This is a genomic window from Acinetobacter sp. 148 (assembly GCF_031196675.1).
GTDB lineage: Bacteria > Pseudomonadota > Gammaproteobacteria > Pseudomonadales > Moraxellaceae > Acinetobacter > Acinetobacter baumannii.
Genome location: NZ_JAVIMT010000085.1, coordinates 172,485 through 195,761, shown reverse-complemented (window position 1 = coordinate 195,761; position 23,277 = coordinate 172,485). Strand labels below are relative to the sequence as shown.

The 23,277-nt window shown below is 37.5% G+C and carries 23 protein-coding genes; 11 read left to right on the top strand and 12 right to left on the bottom strand.

Annotation, left to right across the window (positions count from 1 at the left end; translation table 11 throughout):
• Positions 1-101: 101 nt before the first annotated feature.
• The 10 genes from RFX69_RS16295 to RFX69_RS16250 all read right to left on the bottom strand — a co-directional run bounded on the left by RFX69_RS16295 (position 102) and on the right by RFX69_RS16250 (position 9,470).
• On the bottom strand, positions 102-542 hold the full coding sequence (locus RFX69_RS16295; protein ID WP_000966086.1) for a MaoC family dehydratase: 441 nt from the start codon (positions 540-542) through the stop codon (positions 102-104).
• Positions 542-2,389 carry an ABC transporter ATP-binding protein gene (locus RFX69_RS16290; protein WP_289332447.1) on the bottom strand — a complete coding sequence of 616 codons (1,848 nt, stop codon included), beginning with the start codon at positions 2,387-2,389 and terminating at the stop codon, positions 542-544. Before RFX69_RS16290 ends, RFX69_RS16295 begins: the two co-directional genes overlap by 1 nt.
• 373 nt (positions 2,390-2,762) lie before the next feature.
• A complete protein-coding gene (locus RFX69_RS16285; protein ID WP_000240310.1) occupies positions 2,763-3,299 on the bottom strand; it encodes a DUF2058 domain-containing protein in 537 nt (178 codons plus the stop codon).
• Positions 3,300-3,302: 3 nt separating this feature from the next.
• Positions 3,303-3,983, bottom strand: a complete 681-nt coding sequence (locus RFX69_RS16280) for a YoaK family protein (RefSeq protein WP_001116532.1) — start codon at positions 3,981-3,983, stop codon at positions 3,303-3,305.
• Between the two features lie 5 nt (positions 3,984-3,988).
• A complete protein-coding gene (sstT, locus tag RFX69_RS16275) occupies positions 3,989-5,191 on the bottom strand; it encodes a serine/threonine transporter SstT (protein WP_000889007.1) in 1,203 nt (400 codons plus the stop codon).
• 421 nt (positions 5,192-5,612) lie between these two features.
• A complete protein-coding gene (locus RFX69_RS16270; protein WP_000651464.1) occupies positions 5,613-5,921 on the bottom strand; it encodes a metalloregulator ArsR/SmtB family transcription factor in 309 nt (102 codons plus the stop codon).
• Between the two features lie 473 nt (positions 5,922-6,394).
• Positions 6,395-6,961: a TetR/AcrR family transcriptional regulator gene (locus RFX69_RS16265; RefSeq protein WP_289332448.1), complete on the bottom strand. Its 567-nt coding sequence runs from the start codon at positions 6,959-6,961 to the stop codon at positions 6,395-6,397.
• Positions 6,962-7,299: 338 nt separating this feature from the next.
• Positions 7,300-8,463: a cupin domain-containing protein gene (locus RFX69_RS16260; protein WP_289332449.1), complete on the bottom strand. Its 1,164-nt coding sequence runs from the start codon at positions 8,461-8,463 to the stop codon at positions 7,300-7,302.
• Between the two features lie 30 nt (positions 8,464-8,493).
• Positions 8,494-9,087 carry a nucleoside triphosphate pyrophosphatase gene (locus RFX69_RS16255; protein ID WP_000812873.1) on the bottom strand — a complete coding sequence of 198 codons (594 nt, stop codon included), beginning with the start codon at positions 9,085-9,087 and terminating at the stop codon, positions 8,494-8,496.
• The gene (locus tag RFX69_RS16250; protein ID WP_249497927.1) at positions 9,087-9,470 is read right to left on the bottom strand and encodes a DUF2237 family protein; all 384 of its coding nucleotides are present in this window, start codon (positions 9,468-9,470) and stop codon (positions 9,087-9,089) included. Before RFX69_RS16250 ends, RFX69_RS16255 begins: the two co-directional genes overlap by 1 nt.
• Positions 9,471-9,608: 138 nt before the next feature.
• Between RFX69_RS16250 and RFX69_RS16245 the strand changes: the two genes are divergently transcribed.
• The 3 genes from RFX69_RS16245 (at position 9,609) to fba (ending at position 12,322) form a co-directional block, all read left to right on the top strand.
• Positions 9,609-10,796: a phosphoglycerate kinase gene (locus RFX69_RS16245; protein WP_001011093.1), complete on the top strand. Its 1,188-nt coding sequence runs from the start codon at positions 9,609-9,611 to the stop codon at positions 10,794-10,796.
• 124 nt (positions 10,797-10,920) lie between these two features.
• The gene (locus RFX69_RS16240; protein ID WP_001049825.1) at positions 10,921-11,163 is read left to right on the top strand and encodes a hypothetical protein; all 243 of its coding nucleotides are present in this window, start codon (positions 10,921-10,923) and stop codon (positions 11,161-11,163) included.
• Between the two features lie 121 nt (positions 11,164-11,284).
• Positions 11,285-12,322: a class II fructose-bisphosphate aldolase gene (fba, locus tag RFX69_RS16235; protein WP_001174011.1), complete on the top strand. Its 1,038-nt coding sequence runs from the start codon at positions 11,285-11,287 to the stop codon at positions 12,320-12,322.
• 117 nt (positions 12,323-12,439) lie between these two features.
• Here fba and RFX69_RS16230 read toward each other — a convergent pair whose 3' ends face one another.
• Positions 12,440-13,750 carry a peptidylprolyl isomerase gene (locus RFX69_RS16230; protein ID WP_215763526.1) on the bottom strand — a complete coding sequence of 437 codons (1,311 nt, stop codon included), beginning with the start codon at positions 13,748-13,750 and terminating at the stop codon, positions 12,440-12,442.
• Positions 13,750-16,191 carry an LPS-assembly protein LptD gene (locus RFX69_RS16225; RefSeq protein WP_000682630.1) on the bottom strand — a complete coding sequence of 814 codons (2,442 nt, stop codon included), beginning with the start codon at positions 16,189-16,191 and terminating at the stop codon, positions 13,750-13,752. The genes RFX69_RS16230 and RFX69_RS16225 overlap by 1 nt, the downstream gene beginning before the upstream one ends.
• Positions 16,192-16,311: 120 nt before the next feature.
• Between RFX69_RS16225 and RFX69_RS16220 the strand changes: the two genes are divergently transcribed.
• From RFX69_RS16220 to msbA, 8 genes are all read left to right on the top strand, one after another.
• A complete protein-coding gene (locus RFX69_RS16220; protein WP_005111009.1) occupies positions 16,312-17,325 on the top strand; it encodes an aminoglycoside phosphotransferase family protein in 1,014 nt (337 codons plus the stop codon).
• On the top strand, positions 17,325-18,014 hold the full coding sequence (murU, locus tag RFX69_RS16215; RefSeq protein WP_005111008.1) for an N-acetylmuramate alpha-1-phosphate uridylyltransferase MurU: 690 nt from the start codon (positions 17,325-17,327) through the stop codon (positions 18,012-18,014). The genes RFX69_RS16220 and murU overlap by 1 nt, the downstream gene beginning before the upstream one ends.
• 87 nt (positions 18,015-18,101) lie before the next feature.
• Complete coding sequence (rsmG, locus tag RFX69_RS16210; RefSeq protein ID WP_215763527.1) at positions 18,102-18,734, top strand: 16S rRNA (guanine(527)-N(7))-methyltransferase RsmG; 633 nt, start codon at positions 18,102-18,104, stop codon at positions 18,732-18,734.
• Between the two features lie 21 nt (positions 18,735-18,755).
• A complete protein-coding gene (locus RFX69_RS16205) occupies positions 18,756-19,538 on the top strand; it encodes a ParA family protein (RefSeq protein WP_000057212.1) in 783 nt (260 codons plus the stop codon).
• Positions 19,535-20,422: a ParB/RepB/Spo0J family partition protein gene (locus RFX69_RS16200; RefSeq protein ID WP_000023429.1), complete on the top strand. Its 888-nt coding sequence runs from the start codon at positions 19,535-19,537 to the stop codon at positions 20,420-20,422. The genes RFX69_RS16205 and RFX69_RS16200 overlap by 4 nt, the downstream gene beginning before the upstream one ends.
• A gap of 49 nt (positions 20,423-20,471) precedes the next feature.
• On the top strand, positions 20,472-21,107 hold the full coding sequence (locus RFX69_RS16195) for a MotA/TolQ/ExbB proton channel family protein (RefSeq protein ID WP_000264037.1): 636 nt from the start codon (positions 20,472-20,474) through the stop codon (positions 21,105-21,107).
• 15 nt (positions 21,108-21,122) lie between these two features.
• Complete coding sequence (locus RFX69_RS16190; protein WP_215763528.1) at positions 21,123-21,551, top strand: biopolymer transporter ExbD; 429 nt, start codon at positions 21,123-21,125, stop codon at positions 21,549-21,551.
• The gene (gene msbA / locus RFX69_RS16185; RefSeq protein WP_005128798.1) at positions 21,548-23,275 is read left to right on the top strand and encodes a lipid A export permease/ATP-binding protein MsbA; all 1,728 of its coding nucleotides are present in this window, start codon (positions 21,548-21,550) and stop codon (positions 23,273-23,275) included. Before RFX69_RS16190 ends, msbA begins: the two co-directional genes overlap by 4 nt.
• Positions 23,276-23,277 lie beyond the last annotated feature (2 nt).

Below are 23,277 nucleotides of genomic sequence, written 5' to 3'. Positions count from 1 at the left end.
CCGTTGCTCTCATCAATTTTCTACGTGCATTTCTTACACATCTTGTCATGAAATATAATTTGAGTTTATAAAAACTGTTAGACAATCATATCAACGATTCATTAAACATTCTTTTTAAAGACAACGATTTTTGTCGTTGAAATAAGTAAAACATCCCCATGCTGATTTAAGGCTTGCGTAACGTAGCTTACAATACCACGATCCAATTTTGTTTTGGATGGCGTAATAGCGGAAATTTCAGCTTCAACATGAATACGGTCCCCAGGCCGAGTAGGGCGTGGCCAACGTAGACTAGATTCTGAGCCTACTAGTCCACCATGAATCGGCATGCATTCAGTCCATAAGCGCATAGTAATTGCCGAGGTATGCCACCCGCTAGCGGCGATACCTTTAAAGATTGGATCTTCTTTGGCTAACTCTTCATCTGTATGGAAAGGTTGAGGGTCATAGTGGCTTGCAAATTGTTTAATTTCATCAAGTGTAATTTCATACTCACGACTGATAAAACGATCACCAATTTTTAAATCTTCTAAATAAAGCATTAATCTTGACCCTGTACTACTTTTTGCTCAATAAGAAAACCGCCCGTTTGACGTTTCCATAATTGTGCATATATACCATTTTTAGCAATTAATTCTTCATGAGTACCTTGCTCTGCAATTTTACCTTCATCAAGAACAATTAAACGGTCCATTTGAGCAATGGTAGACAAACGGTGAGCAATTGCAATAACTGTTTTATCTACCATCAGGTCATTTAAACTAGACTGAATAGCTGCTTCAACTTCTGAGTCTAAAGCGCTAGTTGCTTCATCTAAGATTAAAATTGGTGCATCTTTTAAGAAAACACGCGCAATAGCGATACGTTGTCTTTGACCACCTGACAGTTTGACACCACGTTCACCCACTTGTGCCTCATAACCTGAACGTCCTTTTAAGTCGACAAGTTGAGGAATAAATTCAGCTGCTTTTGCCTTATGCACGGCACTTTGCATATCTTGATCAGTTGCATCTGGACGGCCATATTTAATATTTTCGGCAACTGAGCGATGTAGTAGAGAAGTGTCTTGAGTAACTAAAGCAATATTTGCTCTCAAACTATCTTGCGTAACATCTTCAATATTCTGCCCATCAATTAAAATTGCACCTTCTTTAAGATGATAAAAGTGTAAAAGTAATTGGATGAGGGTAGATTTACCTGCACCTGAACGGCCAACGATACCAATCTTTTCACCTGCTTTAATGTGTAGATTAAAGTGATCGATGACATTTTTATTGTTATAAGCAAAGGTCACATCTTTAAATACAATTTCACCTTGTGTGACTGTAAGTGGTTTTGCATCTGGCTTGTCTTGAATATTGATTTTCTTACCAAGTGTTTGCATGCCATCTTGAATGGTACCAACATTTTCAAATAATGCTGACATATGCCACATCATAAACTCAGCCATGCTATTAAGTTTTAAAATCATGGCAGTAGTGGCTGCAATTACGCCTAACGCTGCTAAACCTTGAGTCCATAACCAAACTGCGGTACCAATTACCCCAACAAATAAAACAGCAGACAGTAAATTAATGCTAACTTCAAAAAGAGTACCTAGACGCATTTGCGCATAGACTGTGGTCATAAACTCTTTCATTGACGCTTTTGCATATTGGCTTTCACGCCCAGCATGCGCAAAGAGTTTTACAGTTTGAATATTAGTGTAGGCGTCAGTTACACGACCAGTCATTACAGCGCGTGCATCGGCTTGTTGTTGTGATACTTTGCTTAAACGTGGAATAAAGAACCATGCGCTTAATAAAAATAACCCTAACCAAACCATAAGTGGAATAAGTAATGTGGGTGAGATTGCACCAAGAACAATACTTACAGTAATAAAGTAAATGCTGACGTAAGCCAACATGTCGCCTAAAATAATCCAGAATTCACGGACTGCTAAAGCTGTTTGCATGACCTTTGCAGAAAGTCGACCAGCAAAATCATTATGGAAAAAGTCTAGGCTTTGTTTCAATAAAAGGTTATGGAAGCGCCAACGCAAGCGCATTGGAAAAGTACTATATAAAATTTGATGTTTTATAATAGATTGAATATTAACAAATAAAATATTACCAAATAACACGCTAATGAGAATAAGGATGTTTGACGCATGTTGGCTTAAGAAACTTTCAGGCTGACTATTACTAAGCCAATCTACAAGTTGCCCAATTTTTGAAAAGAGCAGGGCTTCAAAGCTAGCTGCACCAGCTGTACATATAATAAGTAGCAATAAATATGGACGCACACCTTCAGTAGCTTGCCAAACAAATGGGAAAAAGCGTGTTGGTAAGGGCTCATCCAAACCTTTGGTTGGATAAGGATCTACAAGTTTTTCAAACCACTTCAGCATGAATGACTACCTTTATACATCAGCTACTTTAGTAAAATTTCGCAATTTAATTTGCAATAAAGTCAGTTAGATCAAACTTAATTAAGGTATTGATCTGTTGGGTGTGTGGATACACGTCAAAGTTTATGTTGTATATCTTTGGCTAAAACTGACATGATTTAGTCAAGACATAAATTTGGAATCGGGAAGAAGCCTAAAAGGCATCGTAAAGACAAAAAATGTTTTATTCATTATATCGATAATAATAGATGAAGTGGTGAATGAATTTGGCTTGAATGTAATTTTTATAAATTTTTTAATAAATGATAAAATATTAATATTTATTTTAAGCAGTATGAGCCTTTATCCGAATATTGATAAAGGCTCATAACAGTTACCACATTAAGTCATCCGGAATTACATATGCTGCATATGGATCTTCTTCATCAGTAGTTTGTTCATTTTTCTCAGCATTATTGATCAAAATAAATCCTTTCATTTTTTGATCAATTTTTTCAGCTAAGGCTTTAGGAAGGTAAGCATATTGATCTTGATCTTTAGCAATCACTAAACTGCCTGTAACAAGTGCATTATAAACTTGCTGAGATAGGTAAACCTTTTTAATCTTATTCTCGTCAATAAATTGATAAGCCACATCTCCGGCAAAATCTACAATTTTGTGTTGCTTGATCATTTGAATGATTGAAGCCTTTAATGCTTTTTCTTCGAGTTGCTGTTGCTTTTCTAGATTCAAAGCTTGGTCTTTTGCTTGTTTCTCTTTTTGAGCTTTTTCAATATTAGCTTTAATTTCTGCTTCATTACTTTGACCAGTGCGCTGCTCATGCTGAGCTTGTTTGGTAAGTTTTTTCGCTTTTTTATTGTCTACTAAACCAGCTTTGAGTAACTGAGCTTGTAAGGCATTTTTAACCATGACTTAATCCGAATTTGAAGAGGAAGAACTATGAAAGTAAACTGCCCAATACGAAATACTGAGAGTTAAGCTTAAAATTGCTGGAAGCAAAAATGATTGCAATTTTAAATAAGGGTGAACTAAAGCAGCAATTATACCGCCAGATAGAAAACCTATAAAAATAAGTAGATGCAAAATAATGCGGCGATTCTCTACTTTTAAACCTCGTGCTATATAACCAAGTGCAAGCCCAAGATCTGTTAAGACACCCGATAAGTGAGTAGTCCTAATAATGGTTCCTTTATAGTGACTTACCATTGCATTTTGTAGCCCCATGGCGACACAAGCCCATAATAGACCATATTTTGGAAAATAAGGCAGCAGTAACCAACAGAGAAAAATAAATAGTGAAACTAGACTTAAAGGAAGGCCATACCGGCGGCCTAATTTGAAATGGCTATTGCCTAAAATAAAACCACTGTAAAATGATCCACATACATAACATAATATAACTAGTACTAAATATATGATGTGTTCAAACTGCCAGTTTACCAAACTCATGGCTAGCATACTGACATTACCAGTCATATGCGACACCGATTGATGTAAAAGGGTGATAAGCCCTAATACATTAATCATTCCGGCATTTATTGCCAGTAAAAAGGCGCCAAGTTGGAACCAGTTTGGTAAACTTTGAAATGGCATGTTCTCTATGAGTTTTGTCTTGAGCGAATATCAACTGCGGCTGTAAATAAAACATCAGTAGATGAGTTAAGCGCCGTTTCTGTTGAATCTTGTAATACACTAATAATCATACCCACTGCAACAACTTGCATTGCAATTTCTGATGAAATACCAAATAAGCTACATGCGACTGGAATTAGAAGTAGGGAACCACCTGCAACACCAGATGCACCACATGCTGATATTGTAGCTACAACAGATAAAATAATCATTGTTGCCAAATCAACATGAATTCCTAACGTATGCACAGTTGCTAAAGTAAGTACAGTAATCGTAACTGCTGCACCAGCCATGTTAACAGTAGCACCTAAAGGAATTGAAACGCTCGCAGTTGAAGGATTTACGCCTAAACGTTCAGCTAAATCAAGGTTTACAGGAATATTAGCTGCTGAGCTGCGTGTAAAGAACGCTGTGATACCGCTTTCTTTTAAGCATTTAAATACTAATGGGTAGGGATTACCGCGAATTGTTAAACCTACCAGAATTGGGTTAATCACTAGAGCAACAAACAGCATTGTTCCTAATAGAACAGCAAGTAATTGTGCATAACTTTCAAGTGTTGCTAGTCCAGCATCTGCAAAAGTTACTGCAACTAGACCGAAAATACCAACAGGTGCAAACGCAATGACTTTATGAATAATAGCGCTTACAGCATGTGAAACATCCTGCATTACTTGTTTGGTTGTATCCGAGCTATGGCGCATTGCTAAGCCGAGACCAATTGCCCACGCAAGAATACCAATAAAGTTCGCTTCACTGATTGCTTGAACAGGGTTTGCAATAAAACTTAAAAGCAGATTTTTTAATATATCAGCGAGACTACCAGGCGCTTGCAAATTATTATGTGAAACAGTGTTGAGATAAAGCGTACTAGGAAAAGATAAGCTAGCGATCACAGCACTAAAAGCAGCTAATAACATACCTACTACATAGAGTAGTAATACTGGGCGTAAATTTGCACTATGACCGACTTGGAAGTTGGCAATAGATGAGAGAACCAGTACAAAGACTAAAATAGGAGCAACCGATTTTAATGCTTTAATAAATAGTTCACCAAACAAGCTTAAGTACGGCGTAACGGTTGGAAATAATAGTGCGACGCCTATCCCTAAAATAATGGCGATAATAATTTTAGTGACTAAGCTTAATCGAGAAAAGAATTCAAGCATATAAAGGCCTTATTAACCTATTCATGGCTAAAGGTTGAACAAGCTGAGTATTTTATACGTAAGTGATGTGAATCTTAAGCTTTTTTATATCAAGTCATCAGTTTTATAAGGTTTGGTAATATTAAGTATTTGTTTTTAAATAAAGAAAATTGATTGGTTAAAGTTTGGCATTTGATGTTTTGCTTATATTACAGCCAGTAACCTTAAGTTCTTATTATTTGCCATAAAAATTAGTGAAGAGGGAGAAAAGATATAAAAAGAAATAGGAGAGGTTATTTTTGTTTTTTAATAGATTGGAATGCTAGAAAAACTACGCGAATTTTCAATCCTCTTTGCTCGGATAATTACCAGCTACCAAGTTGAAAAATCGCATATTTCAGGAATACATTAATATTATTATAATTTTATAAGTTTAGAGCAGTTATTCTATGCAGTATAACTGGTAAAGCATATTTAAAATTGAATGCATCTTATCATCCTTGATCGAATAGAAGATTTGCTTGCCATCACGTCGTGTTGAAACGACATCACTTTTACGTAGCATCATCAATTGTTGTGAAAGGGTGGGTTGGGTGATTTGTGTTTTCTCTTCAATTTGAGAGACATTTAACTCCTCATGGGCTAAGTGACATAAAATTAATAAACGGTCAGTGTTAGCTAAAGATTTTAATGTTCCTACGACTGAATCCGCCGCATTTTTCATTTCTTCAATTTGGAGTCCATCTTTCATACTTTATACCTATATCAATATGGCCGGCATAGTATAGATTGATCTTAAGAAAATGAATGTAGCAAAACTAATCAATCCAATTGTTTTTGTTGAAAAGGTTTATAAGTGTAATTGATAAATATATAACATTATTAAGGTAAAACAAGAATTTGTATTTGTTTTGTGTCAAAAGTGTTGCTTTGTGTGAGAAGCGTAATTGTTAAGTATAAATGAAACAAAGTCAAAGAAAATAAATTCTATTTTTCTCTCTATCAATAGTTAAATCTGATTTATATATAAAAGGGCAAGAAAAAAAGATTGTGTTTTTATTTTCTAAAGTTATAATCGACCATGTACAGACAGGTCTGTATATTCTAGTTTGGGATGATAATTTAAAAAATGTCAAACTCTAAGCTAGAATGACTTTCAGACGCAGCGTGATGAATAAGAAGAAGATTCAACAAGATAAGAAGAATAATATCACGCTTTATTTTTTAATGTGCAATTTTTTCAAATTCAATGAGTTTCTCTACACGCTTCCAATAGTCATCAATTTTTACTGAACCATGCTCAACTTGAGCTTGAATGGTCATACCCTCTAAAATATTGACTAAAAGCAATGCCAAAGGTCGAGACTCTTTAATTTCATATTGAATAAGAAGATCTTGCATTAATTGTGTTAACCAGATTTTGTATAAAGTTGCTGGTTGATGTGTTGACGGGTATTGTTTTAATACTTCTTCTAAGGCTTTTTGGAACATGCAACCATTAAAGTCTTCACTATTAAACCAATCTGAATACCATAAAAAGATGGCTTTAATACGAGCTAGTGGGGTGGTTTCGTCTTCTTTAGAGATTGCCGCAGTAAGAGAATTTTGTAAAAGTGAGTTTCTTAATAATAAACACTCTTCAATAAGTTTCTCTTTTGAAGGAAAGTATTTATAAAATGTCATTTTCGCTACACCAGATTCACTGATGATACGATCTACCCCTATAGAATTATAACTATATGAATTAAAAAGTCTTAAAGCAGTGGTAATAATGTCATCTTTTTTTGACATATTTTAGTAGCCTCACACAAATATTTTGCTATTAGCCTAAAGGTCGAGTGTACAAATAAAAAGCACGAACGCGAAATTTTACATTGTATTGACTGTTATTGATAGAAAAAAATAGGTTTTTTAAAAATAATAAAAGAACAAAACTCAATGCTAAGCATTAATTTTTTTATAATTGAATAGCTATGTTTAGTAGTTAATTTTTTGATTTGGTAAGGTGGTTTTTTACTATAAGTGGGCCTTTATAACTTTGATTTAAAGATTGGTATATTTAAACATTTATTTATAAAAGAAAAAAGGAGAAATTTTATAATTTCTCCTTTTTATATATTTAGTTAGTATTACTCTGCAGGAGGTAACAACATAAGAATTGAATTATTTAATAATTGAACAATGTTTTCTAAAATATCTGTATTGTTAAGCTCACTATTGAAAGGAATGCTTTTCCCATCGGCAATCGATTTGAGTTGGGTGGCAAAAGATTCCACAATCGGTAATTCTTCTCCATTACCCCAAAACTTTAAAACGCCATTTTGTTCTGTATAAAGTAGACGCGAAGCAGGTTCGAGTAGCAGCTCATAGCCTTCTGACAAAATAGCATTTAGGTCTTCCACCTCTATTTCATCTGGTTCTGGAATATTGTCTGGATATTTAGGCTCGCTCATGTACGACATGAGGGCAGCATCAAGTACTGTTGAATTTTTCAATTGAGCTAGCACTAAATCTCTTAAATAAGCCAACTCTTCCGTGTTTATTTCCCCAATTTGAGGAGGATTCTTACGGGTAATATCGACAACAGGATTTTGAAGTAATTCATCAGTAGCAAATTGATCGCTAATTCTATCGATCATGCCTGAAATATTAGGCATACGGAAACCAAAGGAGAAAGTTAAACAATCATCTTCGGCAACGCCATAATGTGATAATCCAGGTGGAACATATAATAAGTCGCCAGGAGCTAATACTTCATCAAAATGAACATCTATTTCTGGTAGCAACTTTAAAGGTTGATTAGGTACAAATTCAGTGCTTGCATCACACATTTGGCCGAGTTGCCAGCGTCGATGACCATATCCTTGAACAAGAAAAACATCATAAAAGTCAAAATGTTTTCCTACTGAACCACCTTTTGGGGCATAAGAGATCATAATGTCATCACGGCGCCATTGCGGAATAAAAGGAAATTTCTTCCACAATTCAGCTATATCAAATGAATAATGGTCTACTGCTTGAACCAAAAGTGTCCATAACTTTGGTAGTTTTTGAAAATCACCTTTAGTTAAGGGAGACGATTTTACATGCCATTCATTTGGATTTTTATCTTTTTGACGGATAAGACGAGCAGTTACATGGTCTTCTAAAGCGAGTTCTTTTACATCATTCGGCTCTAACATACCCACAATTTCAGGCATAGCATTACGTACAAGTAATGGTTTTTTCTGCCAATACTCTGTTAAAAACTGTTCAGCAGTAATACCGCCTAAAACGGTTAAAGCTTCTGTCATGGAAATAACCTATAAATAAGCTAATAAATATTAAGGAATTTGGAGATTGAGTTGTCTTAAAATCTGACAAAGCTGAATCATGGGTAAACCCATCAGCGTGGTTTGGTCTTGGCCTATCATTTTTTCAAATAAACTAATGCCGAGACTTTCACACTTAAAACTTCCTGCGCATTGTAAGGGCAGATCTAAGTCGACGTATCTTTCGATTTCAGGCGCGCTTAAATTGCGAAACTTAACTTGATAATGCTCAACAAGTGTATGTTCAAAACTTTTTTCAAGGCACTGCACACTTAAAGCAGTACTAAAAAAGACTGTTCGGCCAGAGTTTGCTGCTAATTGAGCTTTGGCATTTTCAATTGTTAAGGGTTTGCCAATAAAATCATGAGGAGCATGCTCTCGCCATGCAACCTGATCTGATCCAATTACAATTGCTTCAGGATTTTTTTGTGCAATTACCTGTGCTTTAGTAAATGCCAGTCTTTTTGCTAAATCATCGGCATGCGTTTCACCACAAGGACTCTCGTCAATATCTGGGCTAATACAGATATATTCGATTCCTAAACGATTCATTAAATCTTTACGTGTCTGACTGCTTGATGCCAAAATAATTTTGGGTTGTTTCATTACACTGCAAATTCCATTAATACATCTAATGGAACATAGCTCAATACAGCTTGATGACAAGCATGAAGTTTAACAGGGGGGGCTTGACCAGCTTGATAAGCTTCTACCCAACGAGTTACACAAATGCACCAGAAGTCTCCCGGTTGTAGGCCAAGGAAGCCTGCTTCAGGTAGAGGAGTGATCAGATCGTTTCCGACTTTTTGTGAAAAATTTAAAAACTCAGAAGTCATTTGGGCGCACACCGTATGTTGACCAAGATCTGTTACGGCTGTATGGCAAAAACCATTCCGGAAGTAGCCAGTAATAGGGTCAAAACAACAGCTTGCTAAGGGTTCACCTAAAACATTTAAACGATTAATTTGTGGATCTGGATGAATAGACATAATGGATGAAATATTAGATGACTACCTCTATCATAATCAAAACTTTGGCTTTCTACAGCTTTTATGCAAAAAAACTAACCTTTTTTGATGTAATCATTTAAAATTGGCGCGTTTTTAAAATCATAAAGAGAGCTTTACATGAATTTTCAGCGCATGACTGACCTTAATTTAGCAGGTAAACGTGTCCTTATTCGTGAAGATTTAAACGTTCCTGTTAAAAATGGTGTGATTACCAGCGATGCTCGTTTACGTGCCGCACTTCCAACAATAAAAGCTGCTTTAGAAAAAGGCGCTGCTGTAATGGTATTTTCACATTTAGGTCGTCCTGTGGAAGGTGAGCCAAAGCCTGAACAATCACTTGCACCAGTGGCTGCATATTTAACTGAAGCATTAGGTCAAGAAGTTAAATTATTTACTGATTATTTAGATGGTGTTGAAGTTGAAGCAGGACAAGTTGTTTTGCTTGAAAATGTTCGTTTTAATCCGGGTGAAAAGAAAAATAATCCTGAACTTGCACAAAAATATGCAGCTCTATGTGATGTGTTTGTAATGGATGCTTTTGGTACTGCTCACCGTGCAGAAGCTTCTACAGAAGGTGTAGCGCGTTTTGCACCTGTTGCAGCGGCAGGCCCATTATTGGCTGCTGAATTAGATGCACTTGGCCGTGCAATGCAAACACCTGAAAAACCAATGGTGGCAATTGTCGCTGGTTCTAAAGTTTCAACAAAACTTGATGTATTAAATTCATTATCTGGTATTTGTGACCAACTGATTGTGGGCGGTGGTATTGCAAATACTTTCTTGGCGGCTGCTGGTTACAATGTTGGTAAATCTTTATATGAAGCTGACTTGGTTGAAACTGCAAAACAAATTGCTGCTAAAGTAAGTGTTCCACTTCCTACAGATGTAGTTGTAGCTGATGCTTCACAAATTAACTTCGAAGATTTCTTAGGTTCTTTGGCAGCAGCGCAAGCAGTAATTAAGAAAGTTGAAGATGTAACAGCAAATGATATGATTTTGGATGTTGGCCCTGAAACAGCTAAAGCATTTGCAAATATTTTAACAACTTCAAAAACGATTCTTTGGAATGGTCCTGTTGGTGTATTTGAAGTTGATCAATTTGGTGAAGGTACTAAAGCACTTTCTCTTGCAGTTGCACAATCTGATGCATTCTCAATTGCTGGTGGTGGTGATACTTTAGCTGCGATCGATAAATATAATGTAGCTGATCAAATTGGTTATATTTCAACAGGTGGTGGTGCATTCCTTGAATTTGTTGAAGGAAAAACATTGCCAGCAGTTGCCGTTTTACTTGAACGTGCTTAAAAACTGTTATATTGAAATAAGAAGGGATTGAGTTATCAATCCCTTTTTCATTGATAAGTCATTAAATTGTCATATTCCTGAAATAATATAATGAGTACTAAATCACCAATTGTGGAAAATAGTGATGAATTTAAAACTTACCTTTGCTGCTTTGTTAATTGTCCCAATGATGTTGACTGCTTGTGCGAAAAAAGAAGAGGCGACTCAAGCAGGCCAGGATGCGGCATCTACAGCTGTTGCTGACAAAGTAACTCCTGAACAACAAGCTGCAATCGATGCGCTTGATAAGCCAGTTTTAGATGAAAAGAATACAGATGTGGTTGAAGGTAGTACGGCTAGCGAGTCGGCTGCTTCAGAAACGCATTAATTTGTTGTTTTTTGTTAAAAATTCCCTGCAAATGCAGGGATTTTTTTTGAAATACTGTGATTTGTTGCTGAATTGAAATAAATGACAAGGTAGAATAAGCCGCACTACCTGGGAGGATATTATGGCACTCATTTCAATGCGCCAGCTCTTGGATCACGCTGCGGAACATAACTACGGCGTACCAGCATTTAACGTAAATAACTTAGAACAAATGCGTGCAATTATGCTTGCCGCAGATGCTACCAATTCACCTGTAATTGTTCAGGCATCTGCTGGAGCTCGCAAATATGCAGGCGCTCCATTCTTACGCCATCTTATTTTGGCTGCAATTGAAGAATGGCCACACATTCCAGTGGTAATGCACCAAGACCATGGTACAAGCCCTGATGTATGCCAACGTTCTATTCAACTTGGTTTTAGCTCAGTGATGATGGACGGTTCATTAGGCGCTGATGGTAAAACTCCTACAACTTACGATTACAACGTAGATGTAACTCGTCAAGTGGTAGCAATGGCTCATGCTTGTGGTGTATCTGTTGAAGGTGAGATCGGTTGCTTAGGTAGCCTTGAAACAGGTATGGCTGGAGAAGAAGACGGTGTGGGTGCAGAAGGTGTACTTGACCATTCTCAGCTTTTAACCTCTGTTGAAGAAGCAAAACAATTCGTTGCTGATACAAATGTTGATGCTTTAGCAATTGCTGTAGGTACTTCACACGGTGCTTATAAATTTACACGTCCACCTACAGGGGATATTTTAGCAATTGACCGTATTAAAGAAATTCATGCGGCATTGCCAAATACTCACCTTGTAATGCACGGTTCAAGCTCTGTACCACAAGAATGGTTAAAAGTAATTAACGAGTTTGGTGGTAATATTGGTGAGACTTATGGTGTACCAGTTGAACAGCTTGTAGAAGCGATTAAACATGGTGTACGTAAAATCAATATCGATACTGACTTGCGTTTAGCTTCAACAGGTGCAATTCGTCGTTTCATGGCGGAAAACCCAGCTGAATTTGACCCACGTAAGTATTTCGCTAAAACTGTCGATTCAATGAAACAAATTTGTATCGATCGTTATGAAGCTTTCGGTACAGCTGGTAATGCTGACAAGATTCGCCCAATTTCTTTAGAGAAAATGGTTGATCGTTATAAATAATTCCCGTTAGGGTTTGATTTATAGAAACCGGTTATTTATATAACCGGTTTTTTATTGGCTGAGTTTTTTTATAAAAAAACCTGTGATCAACACAGGTTTTAACGACAAAAGATTAACTTATTTTTGTAAGTTCTTTTTGTCGAGGCTTGGATCTTTAATTTCTACATAAGCATTTGCACGTACTTCACGCAACCAGCTATCAATTTCAGTGTTAAATTGACGCTCACCTAAAATTTGACGTGCCATACGCTCTTGATATTCATGTGTCATATCTTTTTCGCGTTTGTCTGTCACTTGTAAGATATGCCAGCCGAATTGAGTTTGGAAAGGTTCACTAATTTCACCTACAGGAATTTCCTGCATTTTTTTATCAAACTCAGGAACCATCATACCTGGCGTAACCCAACCTAGACTGCCGCCATCACGTGCTGAACCTGTATCGTTTGAATAAGTTGCAGCAAGAGTAGCGAAATCTTCACCCGCTTTTAATCGCTTGTAAATGTTATCAATTATTTGTTTCGCATTTTCAGGGCTTACCACTTCGGAAGGTTGAATAAGAATATGGCGTGTCTGATATTGCGGTACTAATGCTTTCTGTTCATTTTGCTTACGTTCTAAAAGTTTTAGAACATGTACACCATCGCGTACAGAAATTAAGTCAGTTGTTTGACCGTCTTGCAGTGGAGTAATACGAGCAGCAAGTTCAGCCGGTATATCAGAAAGAGGACGGAATCCCATATCTGCACCTTCAACTTTTACAGTCGCAGTTGAAAGCTTTTTAAGAGCGTTTAAATCATTGCTTTGAGCAAGTTGTGAACGAACTTCTTTTGCTACATTTTGAACTTCTTGAGGGTTGTCTCCGGAAATTCGCATATGAATCACATGGGCTTGATTACCTAAAGCAGCTTGTCCTTGTGGTGACTTCAAGAAGTTATCTACATCTTGATCACTGATTTTAATGCGAGACATAACTTGCTGTTGACGCAGACGATTAATTGCTAAATCTTCAGCAATACGGCTACGTAAGTTTTCATAAGTTCCAGGTGCAATCGCATCTAATTTTTGTTGAAAGGCTTCTAGGCTTTTGCTACCTGATTGACTTGCAACTTTAAGTACAGCCTCATTTAGACTTTTCTCATCAGGTTTGATGCCATATTTTTTAACTTGTTCAAGTTGTGCTTGACGTAAGATGAGCTGGTCTAATACTTGAAATTGTAAGTATTGTTGAGGTGGAACTTCTTTTTTTTGTGCTTGCAATTCGTGAGCTGCTTCAGCCATTCCTTGTTCAAGGTCACTTTTTAAAATTACGCTATTGTCCACAATTGCCACAACTTCATCAGTAGGTTGGGCAAAACTATGCATTGATGAAGATATTAATACAGCAAGGGTTGTCGCTTTAAAAAACTGTTTAAGATGTTTTGTCTTCATTAACGTTGTGTCCAAGATTGATTAATTTTGTTAAAACCTAAAACGCGATTTTCAAGTAAAGACGCGAGTTTATTGTTTAAACCACCTAAACCTTTGAGTGTAATTTCGGCCATGATCGCGCGCTTTTCACTAACATCTGGAGATTTTGGATCGTCTAGATCGTTATAGTATGAACGGCCATAGACAGAAATGCCCCAGCAACACGATTCATAATTAACACCTAGTAATAATTCACGGGCAACATCATTGTCCATGTCATATTGTACGTGCCCCATAATACGCCAATTGTCTTTAATTGGTTGTATAAACGATGCAACAACTTGGTCATAAGTGTCTTGACGACCAGGAATATCTTTACGATAGAAATAGCCTAAGTTATATAGATTTCCTTTATCGCCTGTATAGTAAAGTTGAAAATCACGCTGTGCATTATCACCATTTGACATCCATGCCGAGTTGGCAGCAATGGTAAAGTTTTGATTAAGTTGACTTGATAAGCTAACAACAGGACCTGTATTACGTTCAGTATCAATTTCATCTTGTTGTTTCAAGGTGACGCGGCGATCTTCAAAATAATAGCTTTGGCCCACACTTGCGCGTAAACGCTCTAAGCCTACTGTGTCAAAAAGACTATAGCTTACACCTAACGATAAAAAGTTATTGTCTTCAAGGCGGTCATGTCCATAGAAGCGGTAAGGGTTAAATAACTGATCGTAACTAATTGACGCAGTGGTTGAGTCAAAGTTTGGGTAGCCATCTTGATTTTTGTATGGCGCATAGGCATAGAAGGCGCGTGGTGTAAGTGTTTGTAAATATTTGCCCTCACGCTCAAAATTCAATCCAGTGTCCAATGTAAATTGTGGCACAACGACTGATTTGTTTTCAGAACCGCCATCTAAACCTTGAGAGGCGATACTGTCCTTGTCATAGAAGGTTTGAATAGAACGTACAGAAACCTCAGGAATTACAAAGGCTGCTGGTGTTCGATAGTTATAACGTGTTGCAAACTGGTTATAAATACGCGTACCGCTACTTTCTTGTGCAGAATCATCGTTAATTGATTTCTTAAAATAAGCAGTATCGTTATTAAATTCGTATTGTAGTCCTAGTGGATTACCAGTGACATAATTTAATAAAAATTGAGGTAAGCGGGCGTATGGTTTATTGACGTCTTTTACTTCTGGGTCAAGGGTCTGGAAGTCTTCGACCTTAAGCTGAGCTTTTAACCCTGGTATACCATGCTGATAGTTAAGTTCCCAAGCTCTACGCAAGTTAAGATCTGTTTTAGAGTTAGGGCTACTATCTAAATCAGAGAAATAGTCTTTATCTGATGCGTAGTTATATTCAAGGTTGGTAGACCATTGGTCGTTGATATCCCAATTATGTAAAAAATGGAAATCTTTACGGTCTTTATCATCATATTCTTTATCAGATGGCAAAATGCCGCCCCAAATCTGTCCGGCACCAAACCCATCCGTCAAATATCGGAATTCACCTTGTAACATTGCCCCACGATCTGCTAAGTAACGTGGCGTAATTGTTGCATCGTAATTAGGCGCAAGGTTTAAATAAACAGGAACCGAAAGTTCAATACCACCATCGTTTGAGAAACCAAATTGTGGGTTGAGGATACCTGTAGTACGGCGGTCATCAATCGGGAAGTTAAAGTAGGGAACTGCTAGAACTGGAACATCTTTTACATATAGTTTTGTTCCGCGCGTAACACCGCGCCCAGTTTCTTGGTTCAACTCAATTTTGTTGGCTTGAATTTTCCAACCTGGTTTCTGGCCTGGCGGACAGGTTGTGTAAGTCGCATCATTGAGAACCATTACATTCGGAGAGGTTCTCTCGATCTTCCCAGCATGACCATGGGCATGTTGTTGTTCAGAAATATAAAAACTATTATCTAAATTTCCGGTTTGAGTCTTTAGATTGTAATCAATTTCATCACTTTGAGAGAGTAAGCCGCCTTGAGCTAATTGTACTCGGCCTTGTGCATGTGCAAATGTTTGAGTTTTATCGATGGTGACTTTATCGGCACGAACTGTACGGCCTTCCTGATCTATCACCACGTTTCCTTCCAACACAGAGTCGCCGGCAGGGTTGTAGTGCCCATAATCAGCCGTTACAACTGAAGTAGCCTTATCTGCATCTAACGCTTTAGTTTCAGGATTAATTGGTGTAATCCAAGTTCCTTGGCAGAATGCTGAACTCAAATATTTATTATTGCGCAATTGCGCCTCAGGAGCAGATTTATCAACATAATATTGTTGAAAGAATTCCTGCCCTGGATAGGCTTCTTTAATACTCGCCTTAAGTTGATTATTGTCTATGTTGGAGACAACACCAGCTGACTCAGCATAACTTGATTGTATGGAGCCACTACATAAGAGCGTAAAAATAGCGGTCGCTAAAGGATTAAATTTAAACTGATGCTTCATTGTCTCATTAACCAAGTATGCTAATTCACAATTAATTATTGTCGCATCATAGAGAAAAAGTTTATAAGTGGCTACACTTAACCCTTCAAAAATCTCAGCTTGTTTTAGATTTTATTGCAAATGAATACACAACGTGAACAATTGATACATACATGGCTTACATCTGTTCTTGAAAATGATCAATTTCAGATCGCTTATTTAGCAGGGGATGCAAGCTTTCGACGTTATGCTCGCATCCAGTTACAAAATAAAACGTATATGCTTATGGATGCACCTCCTGAAAAAGAAGACTGTGTTCCGTTTGTGACCATTGACGAGTTTTTTGCAGGGCATGGGGTTCGGGTACCTCAGATCGTTGCAAAAGATTTAAATCAAGGTTTTTTATTGTTAGAAGACTTTGGTGATGTGCTGCTGTCTACATTGTTAAATGATGAAACAGTTGATCAATATTATGAGCAGAGCTTTAAACAGCTTATTCATTTGCAATCGATTAATGGCGCTGAACACTTCCCGGCTTATTCTTATGAAAAGCTCTTATCGGAAATGCAGTTGTTAACAGATTGGATGTTACCGTCACTCGATATCCATCCAACAGTTGAGCAAAAGAAAACTATTGATGATGCATTTGATTTCTTGGCTCAGGCAGCATTAGCTCAACCGCAAGTTATTGTACATCGTGATTTTCATAGCCGTAATTTAATGAAAATTGCTAATGAAGAAGAGTTGGGAGTAATTGACTTCCAAGACGCGGTTATTGGTGCTGATACGTATGATTTGATCTCGATTACACGTGATGCATACGTGCAGTGGAATGCTGAGCGTGTTTATCAATGGTTTAAAGTGTTCTATGAGCTTTTACCAGCATCTGCTAGACAAAACCGAAGCTTTGACCAATTTAAACGTGATGCTGATTTAATGGCAATTCAACGCCATATCAAAATTTTAGGTATCTTTGTCCGTTTGTTCGAGCGAGATGGTAAGTCTGGTTATTTGAAAGATTTACCACGAGTCATGTGGTATTTACTTGAAGAGAGCCGCGGCTATCATGAGCTTGATGACTTCATGGCGTTTATTCACAGTTCAGTAATGCCTAAATTTATTGAAAAATATGGCCCTTATGAGGTTGCAGCATAATGAAAGCAATGATTCTAGCTGCTGGCTTGGGCAATCGTATGCGTCCACTCACACTATATACACCAAAGCCTCTGCTTGAGGTAGGTGGTAAGCCACTTATTGTGTGGCATATTGAAAAACTTAAGAAAATTGGTGTGACCGAAATAGTCATAAATTCTGCGTGGTTGGCCGATAAACTCATCAGTAGCTTGGGAGATGGCTCTCAATTTGGTGTGGATATCCGTTGGACACGAGAAGAAGAAGGGCTGGAAACCGCTGGTGGAGTTATTAATGCTTTGCCACTGCTTGGAACAGATCCTTTCATTCTGGTGAATGGAGATGTATGGACTACAATGGATTTTGAAGCCCTACGCCATATTAAGTTAAATGATGATTTGGCACATCTTGTATTAGTTGATAATCCTAAACAGCATCCCGAAGGCGACTTTACATTATTAAATGGACGCGCTTTTGCGTTTGATCAAGATGTGAAGGGCGAGAACCTCACTTTTAGTGGTGTATCTGTTATCCATCCTAAGCTTTTTGATGGATTGGAAGCTGGTAAGCGTCCTTTAGCCCCATTGTTGAAGCAAGCGATGCACAATCAAAAAATATCTGGTGAAAAGCTTAAAGGTGCATGGGTAGATGTGGGAACGCCTGAGCGTTTAATGGAGCTAGATTTGCAAATTCGTGAAGGCTTCTACGATTAACTGCGTAATCCCTAATCGTTAACTAGTGTTCCACGATGCATAAATGGGTATACTTTGTTTTAAATTTTACTTAGATGTTATCTGTTTATGCATCCGTTTTTTCAAGAGTTACAACAGGGTAGTCAAAAATTAGGTTTATCGCTTAGCGATGAAGCTTTGACATTATTGTTGAAGTATCAAGATGCTTTGGTACTTTGGAACAAAGCTTATAATCTAACAGCGATTCGTGATCCAAAAGAAATGTTAGTGAAGCATTTGTTGGATAGCCTAAGTATTTTGAAAGATTTGCCAGCAGGTCGTTTGCTCGATGTAGGCACAGGTGGTGGCATGCCAGGCATGATCATTGCTTTATGTCAGCCAGAACGCTCTTGTGTATTGCTTGATTCAAATGGTAAGAAAATTCGTTTTTTGAAACAGTTTATTGCTGACCTTAAGCTTAAAAACGTAATAGCTGTGCAAACGCGTGTTGAAAATCAAGATACAATTGATGAACTTGGCCAATTTGATGTAATAACAAGTCGTGCATTTGCATCATTAACAGATTTTGTTAAGGCTGCGCGTCCATATTTACATGAGCAGAGTATAATTGCCGCGATGAAAGGACTGATTCCAGTTGAAGAAATGGAAGAGCTTAAGCAGGAATTTTCATGTAAAGTGATTGAACTGCATGTACCGAGACTTGATGAACAACGTCATTTACTTTTACTTCAACGAATTTAAATAAAAAGTATTAGGGTTACCATGGCTCAAATTATTGCGATTGCAAACCAAAAGGGTGGTGTTGGTAAAACAACGACTGCAGTAAATCTTGCAGCGTCACTAGCTGTATTGAAAAAACGTGTGCTACTTGTCGATATAGATTCGCAAGGTAATGCTACGATGGGGTCTGGTATTCAAAAGAATGATCTACTTTACTCAATTACGGATGTGTTATTGGGTGAAGTGCCAATCGAAACGGCAATTCAAAAAGCTGAGGTTGGATATAAAGTTTTGGGTTCAAACCGTGAACTTTCTGGTGTCGAGCTTGCCATTGCAGAGCAAGAAGGTCGTGAGTTCATTTTAAAGAATGCTTTGAATGAAATCCGGGACTCATTCGATTACATTATTGTTGATTGTGCGCCTAGCTTAAGTTTAATTACCGTGAATGCTTTAGCTGCAGTAGATGGTGTAATCATTCCAATGCAATGCGAGTACTATGCATTAGAAGGTTTGGCAGATTTAACTCAAACGATCGATCGTATTCAAAAAGCGTTAAATCCAGATTTGGAAATTATTGGTGTTTTACGCACCATGTATGATGCGCGTAATGCCTTAACTCGCGATGTATCTGCTGAGTTGGAACAATATTTTGGTAAGAAACTCTACGACACTGTGATTCCACGTAATGTTCGTTTGGCTGAAGCTCCAGCACATGGTTTGCCAGTAATTTATTTTGAAAAAAGTTCGAAAGGTGCAGTTGCATACTTAAATCTTGCGGCTGAGATGTTAAAGAAAAGTAAAGTGAAGAAAGGAAGTAAAGTATGAGCATCAAAAAACGCGGATTGGCGAAAGGTCGTGGTTTAGATGCATTACTTGGTTCAATTCAAAAAGAAAAATTACAACTAGAAGCTCAAGCGCTTGATCATGGTCAGTTAAAGCAAATTGATGTGAAGTTGTTGAAACGAGGTGAATATCAACCACGTCGTTTTATTCATGAGCATGATTTGCAAGAGTTGGCATCCTCTATTGAAAAACATGGGGTAATGCAGCCAATTGTTATTCGTCCTGTAGATGATGAAGCTCATCCTTACGAAATTATTGCAGGTGAGCGTCGTTGGCGCGCAGCTCAAATTGCTGGATTAACGGAAATCCCTGCAATTGTTCGTGATTTAAATGATCAGGTTGCTATTGCTTTAGCACTTATTGAAAATATTCAACGTCAAGATTTAAACCCGATTGATCAAGCGTTAGCGCTACAACGATTCCATGATGAATTCGGTTTAAGCCATCAAGAAATTGCTGATACAGTCGGTAAAGCAAGAACAACGGTAAGTAATCTATTACGTCTGTTGAGCTTGGCTGATGACATTAAAGAATTTATGCAGCAAGGCCAGCTTGATATGGGGCATGCTCGTGCCATCTTAACTTTAAAGGGCAAAGAACAACTTGAAGTTGCAAAAATTGTAATTGAAAAAGGATTATCTGTTCGTCAGACTGAGCAGTTAGTACGCGATTGGAACGAGCCTAAACAGGAAAAGGAAAAAGCTCCTGTTGCACCAGACATTGAGCAACTAACTCAGAAATTATCAGAACGTTTTGGTGCCAATGTTAAAATTGATCATAACCAGAAAGGTAAAGGTAAGCTTGTTATTCACTATCATTCACTCGATGAGTTAGATGGTATTTTGAATATTTGTTTACCAGATTAATTCTAAGTTAGGTCATATATTTCTAATTTATATTCTTGGGGAAGAAAATATGTGGGAACTTGTGAAAGCGGGCGGCTGGTTAATGCTGCCTTTAATTTTGTGTTCAATTTTAACCGTCGCAATTAGTATTGAGCGTTTTGTACGTTTAAGACGTTCACAAGTTTTACCTAAAGTACTAATGAATGATGGCAGTGCAGATATTTCTGTTGTCATAACAAATTTGGAACAGGATACTAATGCGCAAAGCACGGCATTGGGCAATATTCTAAAAGCTGGTTTTGAGCATCAGGAACATGGCGAACAATTTGCTCGAGCACAAATGGAAGCTATGGCTTCTCAAGAAATTTCTTATTTAGAAAAAAATATTAACTTCTTAGGGACCTTAAGTGCTATAGCGCCTCTACTAGGGCTGCTTGGAACAGTTGTGGGAATTATTGAGTCTTTTTTGGTTATTGATTTTGGTTCGGCAGGTAGTCCTAGTTTAATGATTCCCGGTATTTCCAAGGCTTTGATCACAACAGCAGTTGGTATGCTCATTGCAATTCCTGCACTTATTTCCTATCGATATTTTCAAAGAGTAGTGCAAGATTATATTGCTGAGTTAGAGCAACAATCTACGCTATTTCATGCCTCATTGTTTTACAAACGTTCTTCAGTCATGCAAGAACATCGCCGCGTTGGTTGATGGGTAGATCGCAATATGAAGTTTAAACGTTCTCAGGTTGAAGACATTCATATCAATCTAACACCTATGATTGACTGTTTATTGTTCATTCTAGTGTTTTTATTGTTATCTACCACTTTTAATCAGCCAAGTCGCATCAATTTAACTTTACCAGATGCACAAGGTGTTCCACCAAAACAGTACGATCGTAAAATTGAAGTCGTGGTAGACTCTAGCGGACATTACGCCGTGAATGGTCAGGCGCTATCTACCAAAGATGTGGCTGATTTGAGCACTGCAATTAAGCAAATTGCTCAAGAGCGACGTGACTTTATGTTTATCATTGCTGCTGATGCAAAAGCATCCCATCAGGATGTTATTCGTGTTATGGATGTAGCAGGACAACTCGGTTTTGTTAACATCAATATTAGTACCAAAGTTCCTTCTAGAGGTTTTTCTGAGTGAATCAAGATTTTAAGGTTTATTTGCGTCTCATATCCTATTTAAAACCTTATTGGGGCGTGGCCTTATTAGTTCTTATCGGGTTCGGTATGAACTCAGCAACGGAGGTTTCTGTTGCTAAGCTCATTAAATTTATTATTGATGCAATTCAAAATGCGAGTAGAGCGGATCTGGATTGGTTCCCTTTATTAATCATTTTATTGGTATTCTTCCGTGGCCTTGGCCTATTTATGGGGGGGTACTATACGGCTGTGATCTCGCGTAGTTTGGTTTTTAGTATTCGCCAAGAAGTTTATGCAAAACTTCTAAGACTGCCGGCTCAATATTATCTCGATAACTCTTCGGGTCATATTACTGCCAAAATTATGTATAACGTCGAGCAACTTACAGCTGCTTCATCTGAATCATTAAAAACCATTGTTCGAGATGGCATGATTACATTGGGGTTGTTAGGTTATTTGTTCTATACCAATTGGCGTTTAACAATTTGTATTATGGTGTTCTTACCTGTAATTGGGATTTTGGTGCGTAAAGCTTCAAAAAGAATGCGCAAGCTTTCGATGCAAGTTCAGGACACTATGGGTGATGTTAACCATGTAGTGCAAGAAAGTATTAATGGTAATGCAGTTGTTAAAAGTTTCGCTGGTGAAGAGTCAGAACAAGAGCGTTTCTATAAGTCATCGGAAGAAAACTTAAAACGTGGTTTAAAAATGGTGATTGTGCAAAACCTAAATAGTCCTGTTGTTCAAGTGGTAATGGCTTGTGCAATGGCTCTAATTGTATGGTTAGCATTAAGACCACAAATTTTAGGGAATACAACTGCTGGTGAGTTTGTTGCATATATTACGGCAGCAGGGTTACTTTCAAAGCCTGTTAAAAACTTGACAGATGTGAATGAAAAGTTACAGCGGGGTTTAGCAGCTGCACACTCAGTTTTTGAATTATTAGATTTACCTGAAGAGCAAAATAGTGGTGAACTTAAACCGCAGTTGCAAGGTGCAATTCGTTTTGACCATGTTGTACTTAACTATGCTGACAGTACGCAAGCGATTAAAGACTTTTCTTTAGATATTCGTCCAGGCGAAACTGTTGCATTGGTAGGGCGCTCTGGTGCTGGTAAAACTTCTTTAGTGAACATGTTGGTACGTTTCCAAGAAATCTCAAGTGGTCAAATTTATTTAGATGATTTGCCAATACGTGATATTGAGCTTTCAAGTTTGCGTACACAAATTGCAATGGTAAATCAGCAAGTTGTTTTGTTTAACCGAACTGTACGTGAAAACATTGCTTATGGTCAGTTACATAATGCAAGTGATGAAGACGTAATAGCTGCAGCAAAGGCTGCTTATGCCCACGACTTTATTATGAACTTACCAAATGGCTACGATACTGTTTTGGGTGCTCAAGGTCTAAATTTATCGGGTGGTCAACGTCAACGTATTGCAATTGCTCGTGCAATTTTGAAAAATGCCCCAATTCTCATTTTGGATGAGGCGACAAGTGCGCTTGATAATGAATCTGAACACTTTATTCAACAAGCATTTGATGAAGCTATGCAAGATCGTACAACGATTGTGATTGCTCACCGTCTATCAACCATTGAAAATGCGGATCGTATTGTTGTGATGGACCGCGGACAAATTGTTGAACAAGGTACTCATCAAGAATTACTTGCTAAGCACGGTGCTTATTATCAATTACATCAGCGTAATTTTGAGGACCATTAAGT